This window comes from Pseudomonas sp. Colony2 (assembly GCF_019382755.1).
GTDB lineage: Bacteria > Pseudomonadota > Gammaproteobacteria > Pseudomonadales > Pseudomonadaceae > Aquipseudomonas.
This window is the reverse complement of record NZ_CP080030.1, coordinates 461,675-478,536: the sequence shown is the minus strand read 5'-3', so window position 1 is coordinate 478,536 and position 16,862 is coordinate 461,675. Positions and strand designations below refer to the sequence as shown.

Below are 16,862 nucleotides of genomic sequence, written 5' to 3'. Positions count from 1 at the left end.
GGCGCATATCACTGCGGGTTGGCACGGATGCTGGAAAGCAACGATTTCAGGTTGGCAGCCTTGGGCTTGACCAGCCAGAAACGACGCAGGTAGTCATCGAGGTTTTCAGCGAGGTTGCGACCCCATTCGCTGTTGGTTTCCTCGACATATTCGTCCAGCACATGCTGCAAGTGGTTGCGATAGGATTCCATCGCTTCGCCGCTGATCCGCTGGATCTCCACCAACTCGTGGTTCACCTTGTCGACGAAGGTGTTGTCCTGGTCGAGCACGTAGGCGAAACCGCCGGTCATGCCCGAACCGAAGTTGTAGCCGGTCTTGCCCAGCACCGCGACAAAACCACCGGTCATGTACTCGCAGCAGTGATCGCCCGTGCCTTCAACCACGGTGTGGGCACCGGAGTTACGCACTGCGAAACGCTCACCGGCCGTGCCCGCGGCAAACAGCTTGCCGCCGGTTGCGCCGTACAGGCAGGTGTTGCCGATGATGGCACTGTCTTGAGTCTTGTAGACGCTGCCCACTGGCGGGACGATCACCAGCTTGCCGCCGGTCATGCCCTTGCCCACGTAGTCGTTGGCGTCGCCTTCGAGGTACATGTTCAAGCCACCGGCGTTCCATACGCCGAAGCTCTGGCCAGCGGTGCCCTTGAAGCGGAAGGTGATCGGCGCCTTGGCCATGCCCTGGTTGCCGTGCTTGCGCGCGATTTCGCCGGAGATGCGTGCGCCGATGGAACGGTCGCAGTTGCAGATATCCAGGGCGAATTCGCCGCCGCTTGCGTCGTTGATCGACGAAGTGGCCATCTCGACCATCTTCTCGGCCAGCAGGCCCTTGTCGAACGGCGGGTTGCGGTCAACCTGGCAGAACTGTGGCTTGTCGGCCGGGATGTGATCGCTGCCCAACAGCGGCGTCAGGTCCAGGTGCTGTTGCTTGGCGGTCTGGCCTTCGAGGATGTCCAGCAGGTCGGTACGGCCGATCAGCTCTTCCAGGGAACGCACGCCCAGCTTGGCCAGCCACTCACGGGTTTCTTCGGCGACGTAGGTGAAGAAATTCACCACCATGTCGACGGTACCGATGTAGTGGTCCTTGCGCAGCTTCTCGTTCTGAGTCGCCACGCCGGTGGCGCAGTTGTTCAGGTGGCAGATGCGCAGGTATTTGCAGCCCAGGGCGATCATTGGCGCGGTGCCGAAGCCGAAGCTTTCGGCGCCGAGGATTGCGGCCTTGATCACGTCGAGGCCGGTTTTCAGGCCACCGTCGGTCTGCACCCGGACCTTGCCGCGCAGGTCGTTGCCGCGCAGGGTCTGGTGGGTTTCAGCCAGGCCCAGTTCCCACGGTGCGCCGGCGTACTTGATGGAGGTCAGCGGCGAAGCGCCGGTGCCGCCGTCGTAGCCGGAGATGGTGATCAGGTCGGCATAGGCCTTGGCCACACCGGCGGCGATGGTGCCCACGCCGGCTTCCGCTACCAGTTTCACCGAGACCAGGGCCTGCGGGTTGACTTGTTTCAGGTCGAAAATCAGCTGCGACAAATCCTCGATCGAGTAGATGTCGTGGTGCGGCGGCGGTGAAATCAACGTCACGCCCGGCACTGCATAACGCAGCTTGGCGATCAGGCCGTTGACCTTGCCGCCTGGCAGTTGTCCGCCTTCACCCGGCTTGGCGCCCTGGGCAACCTTGATCTGCAGCACTTCGGCGTTGACCAGGTATTCCGGGGTCACACCAAAGCGGCCAGTGGCGACCTGCTTGATTTTCGAGCTCTTGATGGTGCCGTAGCGCGCCGGGTCTTCACCGCCTTCGCCGGAGTTGGAACGCGCACCCAGGCGGTTCATGGCTTCGGCCAGGGCTTCGTGAGCCTCAGGCGACAAGGCGCCCAGGGAAATACCGGCGGAGTCGAAACGCTTGAGGATCGATTCCAGTGGCTCGATCTCGCTGATGGCCAGCGGCGTGTCCAGGGTTTTCACCTTGAACAAATCGCGGATCATCGACACCGGGCGGTTATCCACCAGCGCGGTGTATTCCTTGAACTTGGCGTAGTCGCCTTGCTGCACGGCGGCTTGCAGGGTGTTGACCACGTCCGGGTTGTAGGCGTGGTATTCGCCACCGTGCACGAACTTCAGCAGGCCGCCTTGCTGGATCGGCTTGCGCGCGCTCCAGGCTTCGGCGGCCAGGGCTTTCTGCTCGGCTTCGATGTCGACGAAACGCGCACCCTTGATGCGGCTCGGCACGCCACGGAAGCTCATCTCGCAAACTTCTTCCGACAGGCCGATGGCTTCGAACAATTGCGCGCCACGGTAGGACGTGACGGTGGAGATGCCCATCTTCGACAGGATCTTCAGCAGGCCCTTGGTGATGCCCTTACGGTAGTTCTTGAACACCTCGTAGAGGTCGCCCAGGACTTCGCCGGTACGGATCAGGTCGCCGAGTACTTCGTAAGCCAGGAACGGATACACCGCAGAGGCGCCGAAGCCGATCAACACCGCAAAGTGATGCGGGTCGCGGGCGGTGGCGGTTTCAACCAGGATGTTGGAATCGCAACGCAGGCCCTTTTCGGTCAGGCGGTGGTGTACCGCGCCGGTGGCCAGGGAAGCGTGGATCGGCAGCTTGCCCGGGGCGATATGGCGGTCGGTCAGCACGATCTGGGTACGGCCGGCACGCACGGCTTCTTCAGCCTGATCGGCGACATTGCGCACCGCGGCTTCCAGGCCGAGGCTCTCGTCGTAGTTCAGGTCGATGATCTGCCGGTCGAAGCCTGGGCGATCCAGGGTCATCAACGAGCGCCACTTGGCCGGGGAAATGACCGGCGAGCTGAGGATCACGCGGGAAGCGTGCTCAGGCGATTCCTGGAAGATGTTGCGCTCGGCACCGAGGCACACTTCCAGGGACATCACGATGGCTTCGCGCAGCGGGTCGATCGGCGGGTTGGTCACCTGGGCGAACTGCTGGCGGAAATAGTCGTACGGCGTGCGCACGCGCTGGGACAGCACGGCCATTGGCGTGTCATCGCCCATGGAGCCAACGGCCTCATAGCCCTGCTCGCCCAGTGGGCGCAGCACCTGGTCACGTTCTTCGAAGGTGACCTGGTACATCTTCATGTACTGCTTGAGCTGGTCGACGTCGTAGAAGGCAGAACCGTGGTCGTTGTCTTCCATGGTTGCCTGGATGCGCAGGGCATTCTTGCGCAGCCATTGCTTGTACGGATGACGGGACTTCAAGCGGTTGTCGATGGCATCGGTGTCAAGGATCTGACCGGTCTCGGTGTCCACGGCGAGGATCTGGCCCGGGCCAACACGGCCCTTGGCGATCACGTCTTCCGGCTTGTAGTTCCACACGCCGATTTCCGACGCCAGGGTGATAAAGCCGTTGGTGGTGGTCACCCAACGCGCCGGGCGCAGGCCGTTACGGTCGAGCAGGCACACGGCGTAGCGACCGTCGGTCATTACCACGCCGGCCGGGCCGTCCCACGGTTCCATGTGCATCGAGTTGTACTCATAGAACGCCCGCAGGTCGGGGTCCATGGTCTCGACGTTCTGCCACGCTGGCGGAATGATCATGCGCACGCCACGGAACAGGTCGATGCCGCCAGTGACCATCAATTCGAGCATGTTGTCCATGCTGGAGGAGTCGGAACCCACGCGGTTGACCAGCGGGCCGAGCTCTTCCAGGTCCATCAGGTCGTTGGCGAACTTGGTGCGACGGGCCACGGCCCAGTTGCGGTTGCCGGTGATGGTGTTGATCTCGCCGTTGTGGGCGAGGAAGCGGAATGGCTGGGCCAGCGGCCATTTCGGCAGGGTGTTGGTGGAGAAGCGCTGGTGGAACACGCAGATTGCGGTTTGCAGGCGCTCATCGCTCAGGTCTGGATAGAAGGCGGTCAAGTCCGCCGGCATCATCAGGCCTTTATAAATGATGGTCTTGTGGGAAAAGCTGCAGATGTAGTGGTCGGTGTCGGCGGCATTGGCCACGGACGAGCGACGACGAGAGGTGAACAGCTTGATCGCCATGTCCTGGTCGCTCAGGCCGTCGCCTGCGATGAACACTTGTTCGATCTGCGGCAGGCGCTCCAGGGCCAGGCGGCCCAGTACGCTGGTGTCGATCGGCACTTTGCGCCAGCCGACGAGCTGCAGGCCAGCGGCCAGGATCTCGCGGTTCATGTTCTCGCGAGCAGCTTCGGCTTTTACCGGGTCCTGGTTGAAGAACACCATGCCCACAGCGTACTGCTTGGGCAAATCGGCGCCGAAATGTTCCTTGGCGACTGCGCGCAGGAACTGGTCGGGCTTTTGAATCAGCAAGCCGCAACCGTCACCGGTCTTGCCGTCGGCGTTGATCCCACCGCGGTGGGTCATGCAGGTCAGGGCCTCGATGGCCGTTTGCAAAAGGGTATGACTGGGCTCGCCCTGCATGTGGGCTATCAGGCCGAAACCGCAGTTATCCTTGAATTCATCGGGTTGGTACAGACCTGCTTTCATAGACACTTTCTCACCAGGCTGCCTCTTATTCCGAGGCAAATTTCTTTTCAATTCAACCGGTTACCTTCCACGCCGAACGTACGCCGGCTTAGCGGGGGCAAAAGGGAGGTCATTGTACACACCGACACAGACGCTCACAAATTTAGCGACGAAATGTCGCAAATCTATGTCGCATTTATGAAAGGTTTAAAGCGATATGCTGTGCTAGTCAAAACTTTTTTAATTTTGACCGCTACGACTCAAAAGCCACTGTGACGCAGACACCACAAAGCGCGCGGCCTTCAGGGCTGCACGCTGTGTTGTTTTTTTGAGGTGCCGAGAGGGCGGCCTGGGTAAGGCCGCCGGATCTTCAGCGAGTTGTTGCCAGTTCTTGTTGAACGCTGGCGACAGTGCGAGGCCAAGGTTTACCAGCCTGAACCTTCGCTGGCAAGGCCTTGATAGCGGATTCCGCTGCTGTACGGCTGGAGAAGTTGCCGTAAGTGATCACGTAGAGAGGCTTGCCGTTGAGCACTTTCTTGAAATAACGGTACTCGCCGCCCTGCTCTTTCACGAACGCCTGGGCGTTGGCTTCGGAGCTGGTACCGAGGATCTGCACCACGAAGTTACCGGTAGGCTGGCTGGCATACCAGCTGCTGCCGGCAGCGCCAGTCGCGGCCTTGGCCACGACGGCCGGTTTTTCGGCAGGCTTGGCGGCTGGAGCCGGYTTGGCCRCAGGCGCAGGCTTGGCGGTGGCGACCTGGGCTGGCGCTGGCGTCGGCTTGGCCGCTGGCTGACCGGCTGGCACGCCCGCAGGTGGCGCGGTGGTGGTCACGGTCGGCGGCGTGGCGCTGGAGCCTTCCACCGGCACCCCATCGTCGCCTTCGGAGATGCCGCCAGCTTCTTCGGCGAGCGGGCCGCGCATCACCGGTTGGCCGACCATTGGCAGGTTGGTGGGTTGGCCGGAGTTGGCAAACTCAACGTTCGGTGTTGGCTTGCCCAGTGGCAACTGCGCCTGTTCGGTTGGCGCGCCAGCGGTGGTCGGTGCCTTGTTGCGACCTGGAATCAACCAGGCGGCGGCGACGGCAACCACGACAACGGCAGAAATTGCCAATACGTGCTTCTTCGGCATAGTAAACCCCATCTTTGGACGCTTTACCGCTGAGCGGCTGGCAATCATGGCTTCGATCATGGCATCCCGGGCAACCTGGTTGATGGTGCCAGGCCAGCCGTCGGAGCTTTCGTGAATATCAGAGATCTGCGAAGCGGAGAAAAGTTCGATGCCCTGCCCTGCGCCTTCCAGCCGCTGGGCCAGGTATTCGCGGGTTTCTTCTTCTTCGTAAGGCTGCAGTTCGATGACGTGGAACAGCTCCTGCTCGCCGCTGATCTGTTCAAGTTCGGCGATCAGCGAAGACTCGCCAAACAGGAACACATGCGGGCGCCCTTCAGGCGTACCGGCCGCCAGGGCCAGCAACGCTTCCAGGGCAGATTCGTCGAGCTGCTCGGCGTCATCCACCAGCAGGTAGACTTCCTGGCCGGTCAGGCCCAGTTGCACCACTTGCTTGAGGATCGCATTCGGCTCGGCAGTGGACACGTCGAGGGCCTGGGCCACTTGACGCAACACGCCTGCCGCATCACCGGCACCACGGGCGGAAACCACCACGCTCTGTACCGATTGCTTGTTGGTGCTGGCCACCAGCGCCTGGCGCAGCAAGGTCTTGCCGCTGCCCAATGGGCCGGTGACCACCAGCAGCAACTGGCTGTAGCGCGCCAGGTGGTGCAGTTGTCCCAGCACCGGCTTGCGTTGCGCAGGGAAAAACTTGAAACCAGGCACCCGAGGAGCAAAAGGGTCGTGGCTTAACTGGTAATGGCCGAGGAACGCCTCGTCGGCATGCAAACTAGTCATCGGGATCTTATTAACCTTTAAGCTGGGCCAGGGCGCGGTAATCCGCTCCCAGCGTGGCCTGTAAAATCTCTTTCGGATAATCGTCGGTCACTACCGCTTCGCCCATTCGGCGCAACAGCACCAGTCGCAGTCGACCGTCGATCACTTTCTTGTCTATTGCCATATGTTCGAGAAAATCTGCCTCGGTCATCTCCTCGGGAGGAATGACCGGCAACCCGGCGCGCTGGAACAGGCGGATCCCGCGATCACGCTCCTGGGCGCTGATCCAGCCCAGGCGTTGCGACATCTCCAATGCCATCACTGTGCCAGCCGCTACGGCCTCTCCATGCAACCACACACCATAGCCCATGTGGGTCTCGATCGCATGGCCGAAGGTGTGGCCGAGGTTCAAGGTGGCGCGCACGCCGGACTCACGTTCGTCGGCATTCACCACCAGCGCCTTGGCGGCGCAGGAGCGGGAAATCGCTTCGGTGAGTGCCACCTGGTCGAGGGCGCGCAGGGCGTCGACGTGTTCTTCCAGCCAGGTCAGGAACGGCTCGTCGCAGATCAGCCCGTACTTGATGACTTCCGCCAGGCCCGCCGACAGCTCGCGGGGTGGCAGGGTATTGAGGGTGGCAGTGTCGATCAGCACCACATTCGGCTGATAGAACGCGCCGACCATGTTCTTGCCCAGGGGGTGGTTGATGCCGGTCTTGCCGCCCACCGACGAATCGACCTGGGACAGCAAGGTGGTCGGTACCTGGATAAAGTCCACGCCGCGCTGATAGCAGGCCGCCGCAAAGCCGGCCATGTCGCCGATCACACCGCCACCCAGCGCCACCACCGTGGTGCGCCGGTCATGACGGGCCGTCAGCAGGCCATCAAAGATCAGTTGCAGGGTTTCCCAGGTCTTGAAGGCCTCGCCGTCCGGCAGCACCACCGAGATCACCGAGTACGCCGCCAGGCTGCGGCTCAGACGCTCAAGATACAGCGGCGCGACCGTTTCATTGGAGATGATCGCCACTTGCCGCCCGGCAATATGCGGTGCGAGCAACTCGGGCTGGTCCAACAAACCTTCGCCAATATGGATCGGGTAGCTGCGCTCGCCAAGATCGACCTTAAGTGTCTGCATGTGTCCCCGCGTTGAAGATGAAAGCAGGCGTCCTGCCCTACATTAACGTTGTCGGCAACGTCGGGATCTGACGCTGCCTGATGGCTCTACGCCACAACTCGGACGGTCATGACGCGCCGCCGAGGATAGCGCATTTCGGCCCTGGCTTTAACGGGGTGGCAACTGTGCCAGGCGCTCGAGAATGTCGAGAACCACCATTCGTGGCGGCCGCTCATCGGTTTCCACCACCAGATCGGCGATTTCCCGATAAAGCGGGTCGCGCAGCGTCAGCAGGTCCCGCAGGGTTTTTGCCGGGTCGGCGGTGCGCAGCAATGGGCGATTGCGGTCGCGAGCGGTGCGGCCCACCTGCTGCTCGACAGACGCGTGCAGATAAACCACGCGACCGCCGGCGTGCAGCGCCCGGCGGTTCTCGTCGCGCATCACTGCGCCACCCCCGGTGGCCAATACCACGCCATCGCAGCCGCACAGTTCGGCAATCATCGCCTGCTCGCGGTCGCGAAAGCCCAGTTCGCCTTCCTTATCGAAGATCCACGGGATATTGGCGCCCGTGCGCAATTCAATTTCCTTATCGGAGTCTTTGAATGGCAGGCGCAGCTCTTTGGCCAGCAAACGGCCGATGGTGCTTTTTCCAGCCCCCATCGGTCCTACAAGAATCAAATTTCGCACAGAATCAACGACTCACAGCAATCGCCTGGTTATTCATAATACGCGGAGTCAGGAATACCAGCAGCTCGGATTTTTTCTCCGAAACCACATCCCGCCGGAAAAGGCGGCCAAGATACGGCACATCGCCCAAAAATGGCACTTTATCTACCACTTTGCTTTGAGTATTGGAGAAAACCCCGCCGATCACGATGGTCTCCCCGTCCTTGACCAGCACCTTGGCATTGACCTCGTTTTTCTTGATCGGCGGCACATCGTTGAGCCTGTTCAGGTAGTCGGGCTCATCCTTGGTGACCTTGACCTCCATGATCACCCAGCCGTCCGGGGTGATTTGCGGGGTCACTTCCAATGACAAGGAGGCCTCCTTGAACGACACCGAGGTCGCGCCGGTGGAGCTGGACTCCTGATAGGGAATCTCGGTGCCCTTGAGGATTCGCGCGGTTTCCTTGTCGGAGGTGACGACCTTGGGCTGCGAAACGATTTCACCATTGCCGGTTTTTTCCATGGCGGTCAGTTCCAGGTCCAGCAGCAGGTTGTCGGTGATAAACGCGACACCCAGGCCGGCGCTGCCGTTGACCGCCCCCAGGTCCACAAACGGCGAGCTGGGCGGGATTTCAGGCGGCTCGGTGCCTTCGGCCAGCGGTTTCCTGATCCCGCCAGCGCTCCAGTTACCCCGATTCAGTTGCCCGCCCCAGCGCACGCCAAGGCTTTTGTCGTAATCCACATTGGCCTCGACGATCCGCGCCTCGATCATCACCTGCCTTACCGGAATATCCAGTTGCGCCACAATCGTGCGCAGCTCCTCCAGCCGCTCCCGGGTCTGGTAGGCGATGATGTTGTTGGTGCGGTCATCCACCGCCACCGAGCCGCGCTCATCGGTGGCGCCTTCCAGGCCCACGGCCGACTGGAAGAGCTTGGCCAGGTCCGACGCCTTGGCGTAATTGACTTGCAGCAACTCGCGGCGCAGCGGTGCCAACTCAGTCATTTGCTTGCGCGACTCCATCGCCAGCAACTCGCGGGCGGCCAACTCCTCGGCCGGCGCGACCAGCAGCACATTGGCCGTCACACGCTTGTCCAGCCCCTTGGTTTGCAGCACCAGGTCCAGGGCCTGGTCCCAGGGCACGTCCTTGAGGCGCAGGGTGATCGAACCCTGCACGTCGTCGCTGGTCACCAGATTGAGGCCGGCAACGTCAGCAATCTGCTGCAGCACCGCGCGCAACTCGATGTTCTGGAAGTTGAGGGACAGCTTGTCCCCGGTGAATGCCACGCGTCCGGTACTCAGGGGCGCATTGCCAGGTGGCGGCAGGTGAATCAAGTCGATTCGATTGGGCACAGCCATGACCATCGGTGCCGTGAACGCTATCCATAGCGCCACACCGAAGGACGAAAAAGTCCTTTTCATTGTTTGTTTCCGTTATGAGTTCACGTTCAGGGCAAGGGTTTGCGAGCGTTCCAGCCACGCGCCCTGGCCATCCGGGAAAAGCTCGGCCAGTTCGACATGGGAGTCATGAATCGCCGTGATGCGCCCGTGGTCCGGGCCCAGGTAATCGCCGATTGCCAGGCGATGGACAGACGACGCTCCGCGCAGCAGGGCGAAGGTTTGAGCCCCCAGGGACAAGGTCCCGACCATTTCGAACTGCTCCACGGCGAAGCCTTCGAGGATTCCGCGAGGTCTGGCGAGATCAGGTCCGGCAGCCGGTCGCCCGGCGGGTCGAACCAGTTGGCGAGAGGGCGGCTGGAAAGGGTCGCGCAAGGCTGCAAAATCGTAGGCCACTTGCTGCGGCCCGGGCTCGGCGACAGCCTGTGCCGGCGGGTGCAAATCAACCTTCGGGTCATCGCCCGCCTGGCGGTTGTGACGATAGGTCCTGGCTACCAGACTGAGATGCAACTCCGAGGGATCGACAGGACTGAATGCCAAGTCATGCACCGTGACAATTCCTCGCAAGCTGGCCATGCCGTTGATGAACGCCGCCAGGTCGTGAAAAGTCCCGGTGACGCCAATCTGCATGGGCGATTCGATGTACAGGGCGCGAGGCTGGTCATCCCGAAGTTCGATGGCCTCCAGCACCAAGCCATTGGCGGCACTCAGGCGGCCAATATCTTCAAGCAGGCCGGGTACCTGGGTGTCGGCAGGCAGCCGCCGTAACAGGTTGGCGAAATGGCCTCGCATTGTTTCGAGTTCGCGGACCAGGGACTCCAGGCCGGCAGCCTGGATGGTTTTCAGCGCGACCTGCTGTTCAAGCGCCACTTCCTGCGACTCAAGCTGGCGCAGTTGCTCCCGCGCCCCACTCAAGTAGAAGGTATTGCCCACTGCCCACAGCAGGCAAACCACCGCGCCAGCCAGCAACGCCTTGCCCGGCAAGGGCCAGTTGGCGGCGTTCTGGCAGAGCTGGGTTATATCGGATTCCGTCAGCCCTGGCAGGCCTGACGCCCCTCTCATTGGCGCACCTCATCCGAGTGACCATGGCGAACCGTCAACTGGAAGCCATTGTCGTCGCCCTCCTGCGCGCCGCGAACCCGTTGAAGCCGGGGCGCTTCCAAGTCTTCGGCAGCTTCGAGGCCTCGCATGAACTGAGCAATGTCCCGGTTCGATCCGGCCGTGCCGCTGATGGAAACAGACCCGCCGTCGACGCTCACTTCGCGCAACTGCACCCCGTCCGGCACGGCGCGGGCCAACTGGTCCAGCAACTGAGCACCCGCCGCACGATCGTCCTGCAAACCCTGCACAACTTTCATCCGTTCCATCAACTGCTGGCGCTGCTCATGCAGTTCGTCGATGGCCTTGATGCGCGAGTCGAGCCCGGTGACACCCTGGCTCAACTGGTTATTGCGGGCCAACTGCCGATCGATTGCACGGTCGATCACCTGGTCTGCCAGCCAAACCGCAGCCAGCGCCACCGCTGCAGCCCCCGCCAAAAACACCAGAAAATATTTGCGCCGCCGCTCATTCCGTTCTGCGCGCCACGGCAACAGGTTGATTCGTGTCATCAGTCGAAACTCCTCAGGGCCAGCCCGCAGGCCACTCCCATTCCCTGGGCATCCACGGCCCATTGCGCGCCATCGACACGACGGCCCGGCATGATGCTGTCCGAAGCCTGCCTGCCCGCGCGAGCCAATGCAAATGCTTCGACATCCACTATCCGCGTCGTCAGCCCCGCAAGGGCCAAAACCGCCTCACGGGCCTCCACCTGTTCCTTGAGGCAGGCAACCAGCAGCACATCGACGCTTTGCGGGTCATGGGCCGACGGGCCCTGCACCTGGAAGTCGATAGCCACATCCTCCAGCGGATAAGGAATGTACTGGTCTGCTTCCCCATGGATTCGACGCACCATTTCAGCATCCGTCAGCCCCGTGTCCATCTCCAGCACGCGGGTAATCACCGAGGGCCCTGCCACGGCCACGGCGGCATGCCTGAGTGATGTATGCGCCTGTACCAGCGCCCGGGAAAGTGCCTGCGCGACGGCATCGAAATCAACCACGCTGCTGTCGACCACCGCATGGGCCGGCAACTGCTGCATGGCGTAGCCCCGCACGCTGTAGCCAGTGCCTGAAGCCTCCAGCTCCACCAGCCTGACGCCGGTGTCATTGATGTCGATACCCAGGACGGCATCGGCTTTTCGCCTGAAAAATCCCTTTCTCATAAAACTCCCCAAAACTTTCCCTGTCTTACGGACTGATTGCTGCCAGGCTTCCTGCATTCGGTCGGCTTGTATGAGCGGCGCGAATGACGCCCGAAGCCGAAAAATGCTTTAATGCCCAGCGTTTTTTCCCGCGTTTATCTGCTGGCCGGGTCGATCCACCACTTGCCGTGCATGCCCCGACGCCTAACCCATTCTTTTCCTTGGAAATCCAAAAGCCTTGATTCGTCTGCTGAAGTTTTTCGGGTACTCCATTGTCGCGATCGTCTGCGGGCTGATGCTCGTGCTCAGCGGGGCCTATCTCTACCTTAGTCCGGGTTTGCCCTCCGTAGAGGCCCTGAGAAGTATCCAGTTGCAGATTCCTTTGCGGGTCTACAGCAGCGATGAAAAACTGATCGCGGAGTTCGGCGAAATGCGCCGCACACCGATCCGTTTCGCCGACATTCCACCCAATTTCATCAACGCCCTGCTGTCGGCTGAAGACGATAACTTCGCCAATCACTATGGCGTCGACCCAAGCAGCCTGGTGCGGGCGGCCACGCAATTGGTCAAAAGCGGACACATTCAATCCGGTGGCAGCACCATCACCATGCAGGTGGCGAAAAACTTCTTCCTGACCAGCGAACGCAGCTTTTCCCGCAAAGCCACGGAAATCCTCCTGGCGTTGCAGATCGAACGTCAGCTGACCAAGGACGAGATCCTTGAGCTGTACGTCAACAAGATCTATCTGGGCAACCGCGCCTACGGCATCGAGGCGGCTTCACAGGTTTACTACGGCAAGTCGATTCGTGACGCCAGCCTGGCGCAGATGGCGATGATTGCCGGCCTGCCCAAGGCGCCTTCGCGCTTCAACCCGCTGGCCAACCCGGCGCGCAGCAAAGAGCGCCGCGACTGGATCCTGGGCCGCATGTACAAGCTGGGCAAGATCGACCAGGCCGCGTACGAAAGTGCGGTGGCCGAGCCGCTGAACGCCAGCTATCACGTGCCGACCCCGGAAGTGAATGCCCCGTATATCGCCGAAATGGCCCGTGCCGAGATGGTCGGCCGCTATGGCAGCGAGGCGTACACCGAAGGTTTCCGCGTGACCACGACGATTCCGAGCAACCTGCAGGAAATCGCCAACAAGTCGGTACACGATGGCCTGGTCGCCTATGACCAGCGCCATGGCTACCGCGGCCCTGAATCGCGCCTGCCGGGCAAGACCCTGAGCGCCTGGACCGTCGAGCTGGGCAAACAGCGCCCGATCAGCGGCCTTGAACCCGCCATCGTCACCCAGGTGAAGAAAGATGGCGTGCAGGTACTGACGCGCACCGGCGAAGAGCATGTGTCGTGGGACAGCATGAAATGGGCCCGCCCTTTCCTGAACACCAACAGCATGGGCCCGATGCCCAAGCAGCCGTCGGACGTGGCCCAGGTCGGTGACCTGGTTCGCGTGCAGCGCCAGAAGGACGACAGCCTGAAATTCAGCCAGGTGCCCGTGGCACAGGGCGCGCTGGTGTCGCTTGACCCGCAGAACGGTGCAATCCGTGCCCTGGTCGGCGGCTTTGCCTTCGAGCAGAGCAACTACAACCGCGCCACCCAGGCCAAGCGCCAGCCGGGTTCCAGCTTCAAGCCGTTCATCTACAGCGCTGCACTGGATAACGGCTACACCGCCGCCAGCCTGGTCAACGATGCACCGATCGTGTTCGTCGACGAGTACCTGGACAAGGTCTGGCGCCCGAAGAACGACACCAACACCTTCCTCGGCCCGATCCGCGTCCGCGAGGCGCTGTACAAGTCGCGTAACCTGGTGTCGATCCGCCTGCTGCAGGCGATGGGCGTAGGCAAGACCATCGACTACATCACCCGCTTCGGCTTCAACAAGTCGGACCTGCCGCCCAACCTGTCCCTGGCACTGGGTACCGCCACGCTGACGCCGATGGAAATCGCCACCGGCTGGAGCACCTTTGCCAACGGCGGCTACAAGATCACCCCGTACCTGATCGACAAGATCGAAAGCCGTAGCGGCGAAACCCTGTTCACCGCCAACCCACCACGGGTCCCGGGCGACGTGGTCAATGGCGTCGCGGCCACTGACGGCCAGGCAGCACCGGCCAACGGCGGCATCACCATCGAGCCGACGCCAGGCGAAGCCCCGGCAGCCGGTGCTCCCGCCGCACCACAAGCGCCGGCGGTAGCCGAACGCGTTGTGGATGGCCGTACCACCTACATCCTCAACAGCATCCTGGAAGACGTGATCAAGAAAGGTACGGGGCGTCGCGCCCTGGCCCTGGGCCGTGCCGATATCGCCGGCAAGACCGGTACCACCAACGACTCCAAGGATGCCTGGTTCTCCGGCTACAACGCCGACTACGTGACCACCGTATGGACTGGTTACGACCAGCCGGAAAGCCTCGGTCGCCGGGAGTTCGGCGGCACCGTCGCGCTGCCGATCTGGATGAGCTACATGGGCGCCGCGCTGAAGGATATGCCGCTGCATACCCAGCCGGAACCGGAAGGCATCCTGAGCCTGCGGATCGACCCGGTCAGCGGCCGTGCAGCAGCGCCGAGCACGCCGAATGCGTACTTCGAGCTGTTCAAGAGCGAGGACACGCCGCCGTCGGTCAACGAGCTGGGCAATGGTGTTGCACCGGGCAGCCCGCTGCCGGCGGACGAGGCGGCGCCGATCGATTTGTTCTAACACGCAGTTCCAATGTGGGAGCGGGCTTGCGAAAGCGGAGTATCAGGCTCAGATGGGCCGACTGACACACCGTCTTCGCGAGCAAGCCCGCTCCCACAGTTGGATCACCGCCAGGCTCGAGCCAATTGCCAGCCACAAAAAAAGCCCCGACTCGCAAGAGCCGGGGCTTTTTGGTGGTGCGCTACAACGGCTTAGCCGTTGAACACATCATCCACGCTTTGCAGCGGGTAGTTCTTCGGATACGGCAGGGTGGCCACACCCGTCTCGATTGCGGCTTTGGCCACGGCATCGGAGATCAGGGTGATCAGGCGCTTGTCCATTGGTTTCGGGATGATGTACTCACGACCGAATTCCAGCTTGATGCCGCCGTAGGCGTCGCACACTTCCTGAGGAACCGGCAGTTTGGCCAGTTCGCGCAGGGCGTTGGCGGCCGCGACTTTCATCTCTTCGTTGATGCGCTTGGCGCGAACGTCCAGGGCACCACGGAAGATGAACGGGAAGCCCAGTACGTTGTTGACCTGGTTCGGGTAGTCCGAACGGCCGGTGGCCATGATCACGTCGCTACGGGTGGCGTGGGCCAGCTCCGGGGAGATTTCCGGATCCGGGTTGGAGCACGCGAACACGATCGGGTTGGCCGCCATGGACTTGAGGCCTTCGGCGCTCAGCAGGTTCGGGCCGGACAGGCCAACGAACACGTCTGCACCGTCCAGGGCATCAGCCAGGGTACGCTTGGAGGACGGATGCGCGAACATCGCCTTGTACTGGTTCAGGTCGGTACGCTCGGACTGCACAACGCCCTTGCTGTCGACCATGTAGATGTTTTCCAGCTTGGCGCCCATGCTCACCAGCAACTTCATGCAGGAGATGGCCGCGGCGCCGGCGCCCAGGCAAACGATCTTGGCTTCGCCAAGGGTTTTGCCGGCGATTTCCAGGGCGTTGATCATGCCGGCCGCGGTAACGATCGCGGTGCCGTGCTGGTCATCGTGGAATACCGGGATGTCGCACTGTTCGATCAGGGCCTTTTCGATCTCGAAGCACTCAGGTGCCTTGATGTCTTCCAGGTTGATGCCACCGAAGGTGATGGAGATGCGCTTTACGGTGTCGATGAAAGCCTGCGGGCTCTCGGAATCGACTTCGATATCGAATACGTCAATGCCGGCGAAGCGCTTGAACAGCACGCCCTTACCTTCCATGACTGGCTTGGAAGCCAATGGGCCGAGGTTACCCAGGCCGAGGATCGCGGTGCCATCAGAGATCACTGCAACCAGGTTGCCTTTGCCGGTGTACTTGTAGGCCAGTTCAGGATCGCGGGCGATTTCACGTACGGGCTCGGCAACGCCAGGGCTGTAGGCCAGCGACAGGTCGCGGGCGGTGGCAGTGGCTTTGGTGAGCTCTACACTCAGCTTTCCTGGACGAGGATGGGCATGATATTCGAGAGCGGCAGTTTTCAAATCAGACATATCGGCATTCCGCTTTTACTGTTGGTCGACGGACCGCCGAGGATACGCGTGTCGCAAAGTCCCCACAAGACTGGGCAGTCACAGGTGTCAAGGGCCCTGCCCTACGACTTTTGGCCAAGAGCCACGGGATACAAGGGCTCAACTGTTCACAATCGACCTGAAAAATGTCTACAATTTTTTCTTACGGCGCCTGCTCGAGCATGCCGGGATCGGTCAGTGGCAACAGCCAGCGTGCCTGGCCCTTTTCCAGGCCGCCGCGTCGGGAGCGGTCCAGCACCCAGCCGCGGGCTTCGATGGACTGGCCCTGCAAACCCTTCAACAGTGCACTGTCGAATCGGCCCACCAGATTGGGTGCAATGCGCAGTACCAGTGAGCCCTGCAACTCAATCCAGACTCCGCCGCGATTGCGTTCGATTTTGTTCACTCGGCCGTGGACCACGGCAAAGCCCGAGCGCCGGATCTTCGCCGCATCGACCACCGGTGACTGGCGCCACACCCCCAGCCGGGCCTGCCGGGCGCTGCGTTCGGCGGCTTGCTGGCAGGCTACCAGTTCCACATTCGGCGCGACCGCCACCTGGAAGCCAAGGCCTTCGGCGAGCAACTGCGCTTCCAGATTTGCTCCATTGGCACCGTAGAGATGGGCCAGGGTGCGGCCGTAACGGTCCTTGCTCTCCCGTCCGGGCACCACGCCAACGCGCCCACCGCTCGCGTCCACCAGACTTTGCAGGCGCTCGCGAGCAGCCACGGCGAAGGGCTCGTCAGTGCGCCCCTGCTTGCCGGTTTCCGGGGCATTGACGCCGATCATGCGTATGCTGCGGCCATCCTTGAGGCGCACGGTGTCACCATCCACTACCCGCTGCACGTCGAAGGTCGCGACATCGCCGGGCGCCGGGCAGAATACCTCGGCCTGGGCGGGCGCCAGCCAAATCGCAGACACAAAAAAGGCGCCCACAAGGGACGCCTTTTTCATCAGC

The 16,862-nt window shown here is 61.9% G+C and carries 11 protein-coding genes; 1 reads left to right on the top strand and 10 read right to left on the bottom strand.

Annotated elements, in window-relative coordinates:
* Window positions 1–8: 8 nt before the first annotated feature.
* The 8 genes from gltB to pilM form a co-directional block, all read right to left on the bottom strand.
* Window positions 9–4,454 carry a glutamate synthase large subunit gene (gene gltB, locus JV201_RS01975; protein WP_003209351.1) on the bottom strand — a complete coding sequence of 1,482 codons (4,446 nt, stop codon included), beginning with the start codon at window positions 4,452–4,454 and terminating at the stop codon, window positions 9–11.
* A gap of 349 nt (window positions 4,455–4,803) precedes the next feature.
* Window positions 4,804–6,336: an SPOR domain-containing protein gene (locus JV201_RS01970; RefSeq protein WP_219406443.1), complete on the bottom strand. Its 1,533-nt coding sequence runs from the start codon at window positions 6,334–6,336 to the stop codon at window positions 4,804–4,806.
* A gap of 10 nt (window positions 6,337–6,346) precedes the next feature.
* Complete coding sequence (gene aroB, locus JV201_RS01965; protein WP_003209346.1) at window positions 6,347–7,447, bottom strand: 3-dehydroquinate synthase; 1,101 nt, start codon at window positions 7,445–7,447, stop codon at window positions 6,347–6,349.
* Window positions 7,448–7,594: 147 nt separating this feature from the next.
* Window positions 7,595–8,113, bottom strand: coding sequence for a shikimate kinase AroK (aroK, locus tag JV201_RS01960; protein ID WP_003209345.1), 519 nt, complete (start codon window positions 8,111–8,113; stop codon window positions 7,595–7,597).
* Window positions 8,114–8,117: 4 nt separating this feature from the next.
* Window positions 8,118–9,455: a type IV pilus secretin PilQ gene (locus tag JV201_RS01955; protein WP_177028689.1), complete on the bottom strand. Its 1,338-nt coding sequence runs from the start codon at window positions 9,453–9,455 to the stop codon at window positions 8,118–8,120.
* A gap of 69 nt (window positions 9,456–9,524) precedes the next feature.
* On the bottom strand, window positions 9,525–10,550 hold the full coding sequence (locus JV201_RS01950; RefSeq protein WP_219406442.1) for a pilus assembly protein PilP: 1,026 nt from the start codon (window positions 10,548–10,550) through the stop codon (window positions 9,525–9,527).
* Window positions 10,547–11,098 (bottom strand): PilN domain-containing protein, encoded by a 552-nt coding sequence (locus JV201_RS01945; RefSeq protein ID WP_087692529.1) that lies wholly within the window; start codon window positions 11,096–11,098, stop codon window positions 10,547–10,549. Before JV201_RS01945 ends, JV201_RS01950 begins: the two co-directional genes overlap by 4 nt.
* Window positions 11,098–11,751: a type IV pilus biogenesis protein PilM gene (pilM, locus tag JV201_RS01940; protein ID WP_219406441.1), complete on the bottom strand. Its 654-nt coding sequence runs from the start codon at window positions 11,749–11,751 to the stop codon at window positions 11,098–11,100. Before pilM ends, JV201_RS01945 begins: the two co-directional genes overlap by 1 nt.
* Before the next feature lie 220 nt (window positions 11,752–11,971).
* On the opposite strand from pilM, the gene JV201_RS01935 reads away from it, so the two are divergent.
* Window positions 11,972–14,428 (top strand): penicillin-binding protein 1A, encoded by a 2,457-nt coding sequence (locus tag JV201_RS01935; protein WP_371316571.1) that lies wholly within the window; start codon window positions 11,972–11,974, stop codon window positions 14,426–14,428.
* Window positions 14,429–14,619: 191 nt separating this feature from the next.
* On the opposite strand, the gene JV201_RS01930 is transcribed toward JV201_RS01935, so the two are convergent.
* Window positions 14,620–15,888, bottom strand: a complete 1,269-nt coding sequence (locus tag JV201_RS01930; RefSeq protein ID WP_003209334.1) for a malic enzyme-like NAD(P)-binding protein — start codon at window positions 15,886–15,888, stop codon at window positions 14,620–14,622.
* A 181-nt stretch (window positions 15,889–16,069) separates the two neighbouring features.
* Window positions 16,070–16,858 (bottom strand): thermonuclease family protein, encoded by a 789-nt coding sequence (locus tag JV201_RS01925; protein ID WP_219407126.1) that lies wholly within the window; start codon window positions 16,856–16,858, stop codon window positions 16,070–16,072.
* Window positions 16,859–16,862 lie beyond the last annotated feature (4 nt).

What these genes read in the sequence shown, in the direction of transcription:
- JV201_RS01930 (WP_003209334.1), bottom strand. Translation starts at nt 15,888, where the DNA reads ATGTCTGATTTGAAAACTGCCGCTCTCGAATATCATGCCCATCCTCGT.
- JV201_RS01955 (WP_177028689.1), bottom strand. Translation starts at nt 9,455, where the DNA reads ATGGTCATGGCTGTGCCCAATCGAATCGACTTGATTCACCTGCCGCCA.
- gltB (WP_003209351.1), bottom strand. Translation starts at nt 4,454, where the DNA reads ATGAAAGCAGGTCTGTACCAACCCGATGAATTCAAGGATAACTGCGGT.
- aroB (WP_003209346.1), bottom strand. Translation starts at nt 7,447, where the DNA reads ATGCAGACACTTAAGGTCGATCTTGGCGAGCGCAGCTACCCGATCCAT.
- pilM (WP_219406441.1), bottom strand. Translation starts at nt 11,751, where the DNA reads ATGAGAAAGGGATTTTTCAGGCGAAAAGCCGATGCCGTCCTGGGTATC.
- JV201_RS01925 (WP_219407126.1), bottom strand. Translation starts at nt 16,858, where the DNA reads ATGAAAAAGGCGTCCCTTGTGGGCGCCTTTTTTGTGTCTGCGATTTGG.
- JV201_RS01945 (WP_087692529.1), bottom strand. Translation starts at nt 11,098, where the DNA reads ATGACACGAATCAACCTGTTGCCGTGGCGCGCAGAACGGAATGAGCGG.
- JV201_RS01950 (WP_219406442.1), bottom strand. Translation starts at nt 10,550, where the DNA reads ATGAGAGGGGCGTCAGGCCTGCCAGGGCTGACGGAATCCGATATAACC.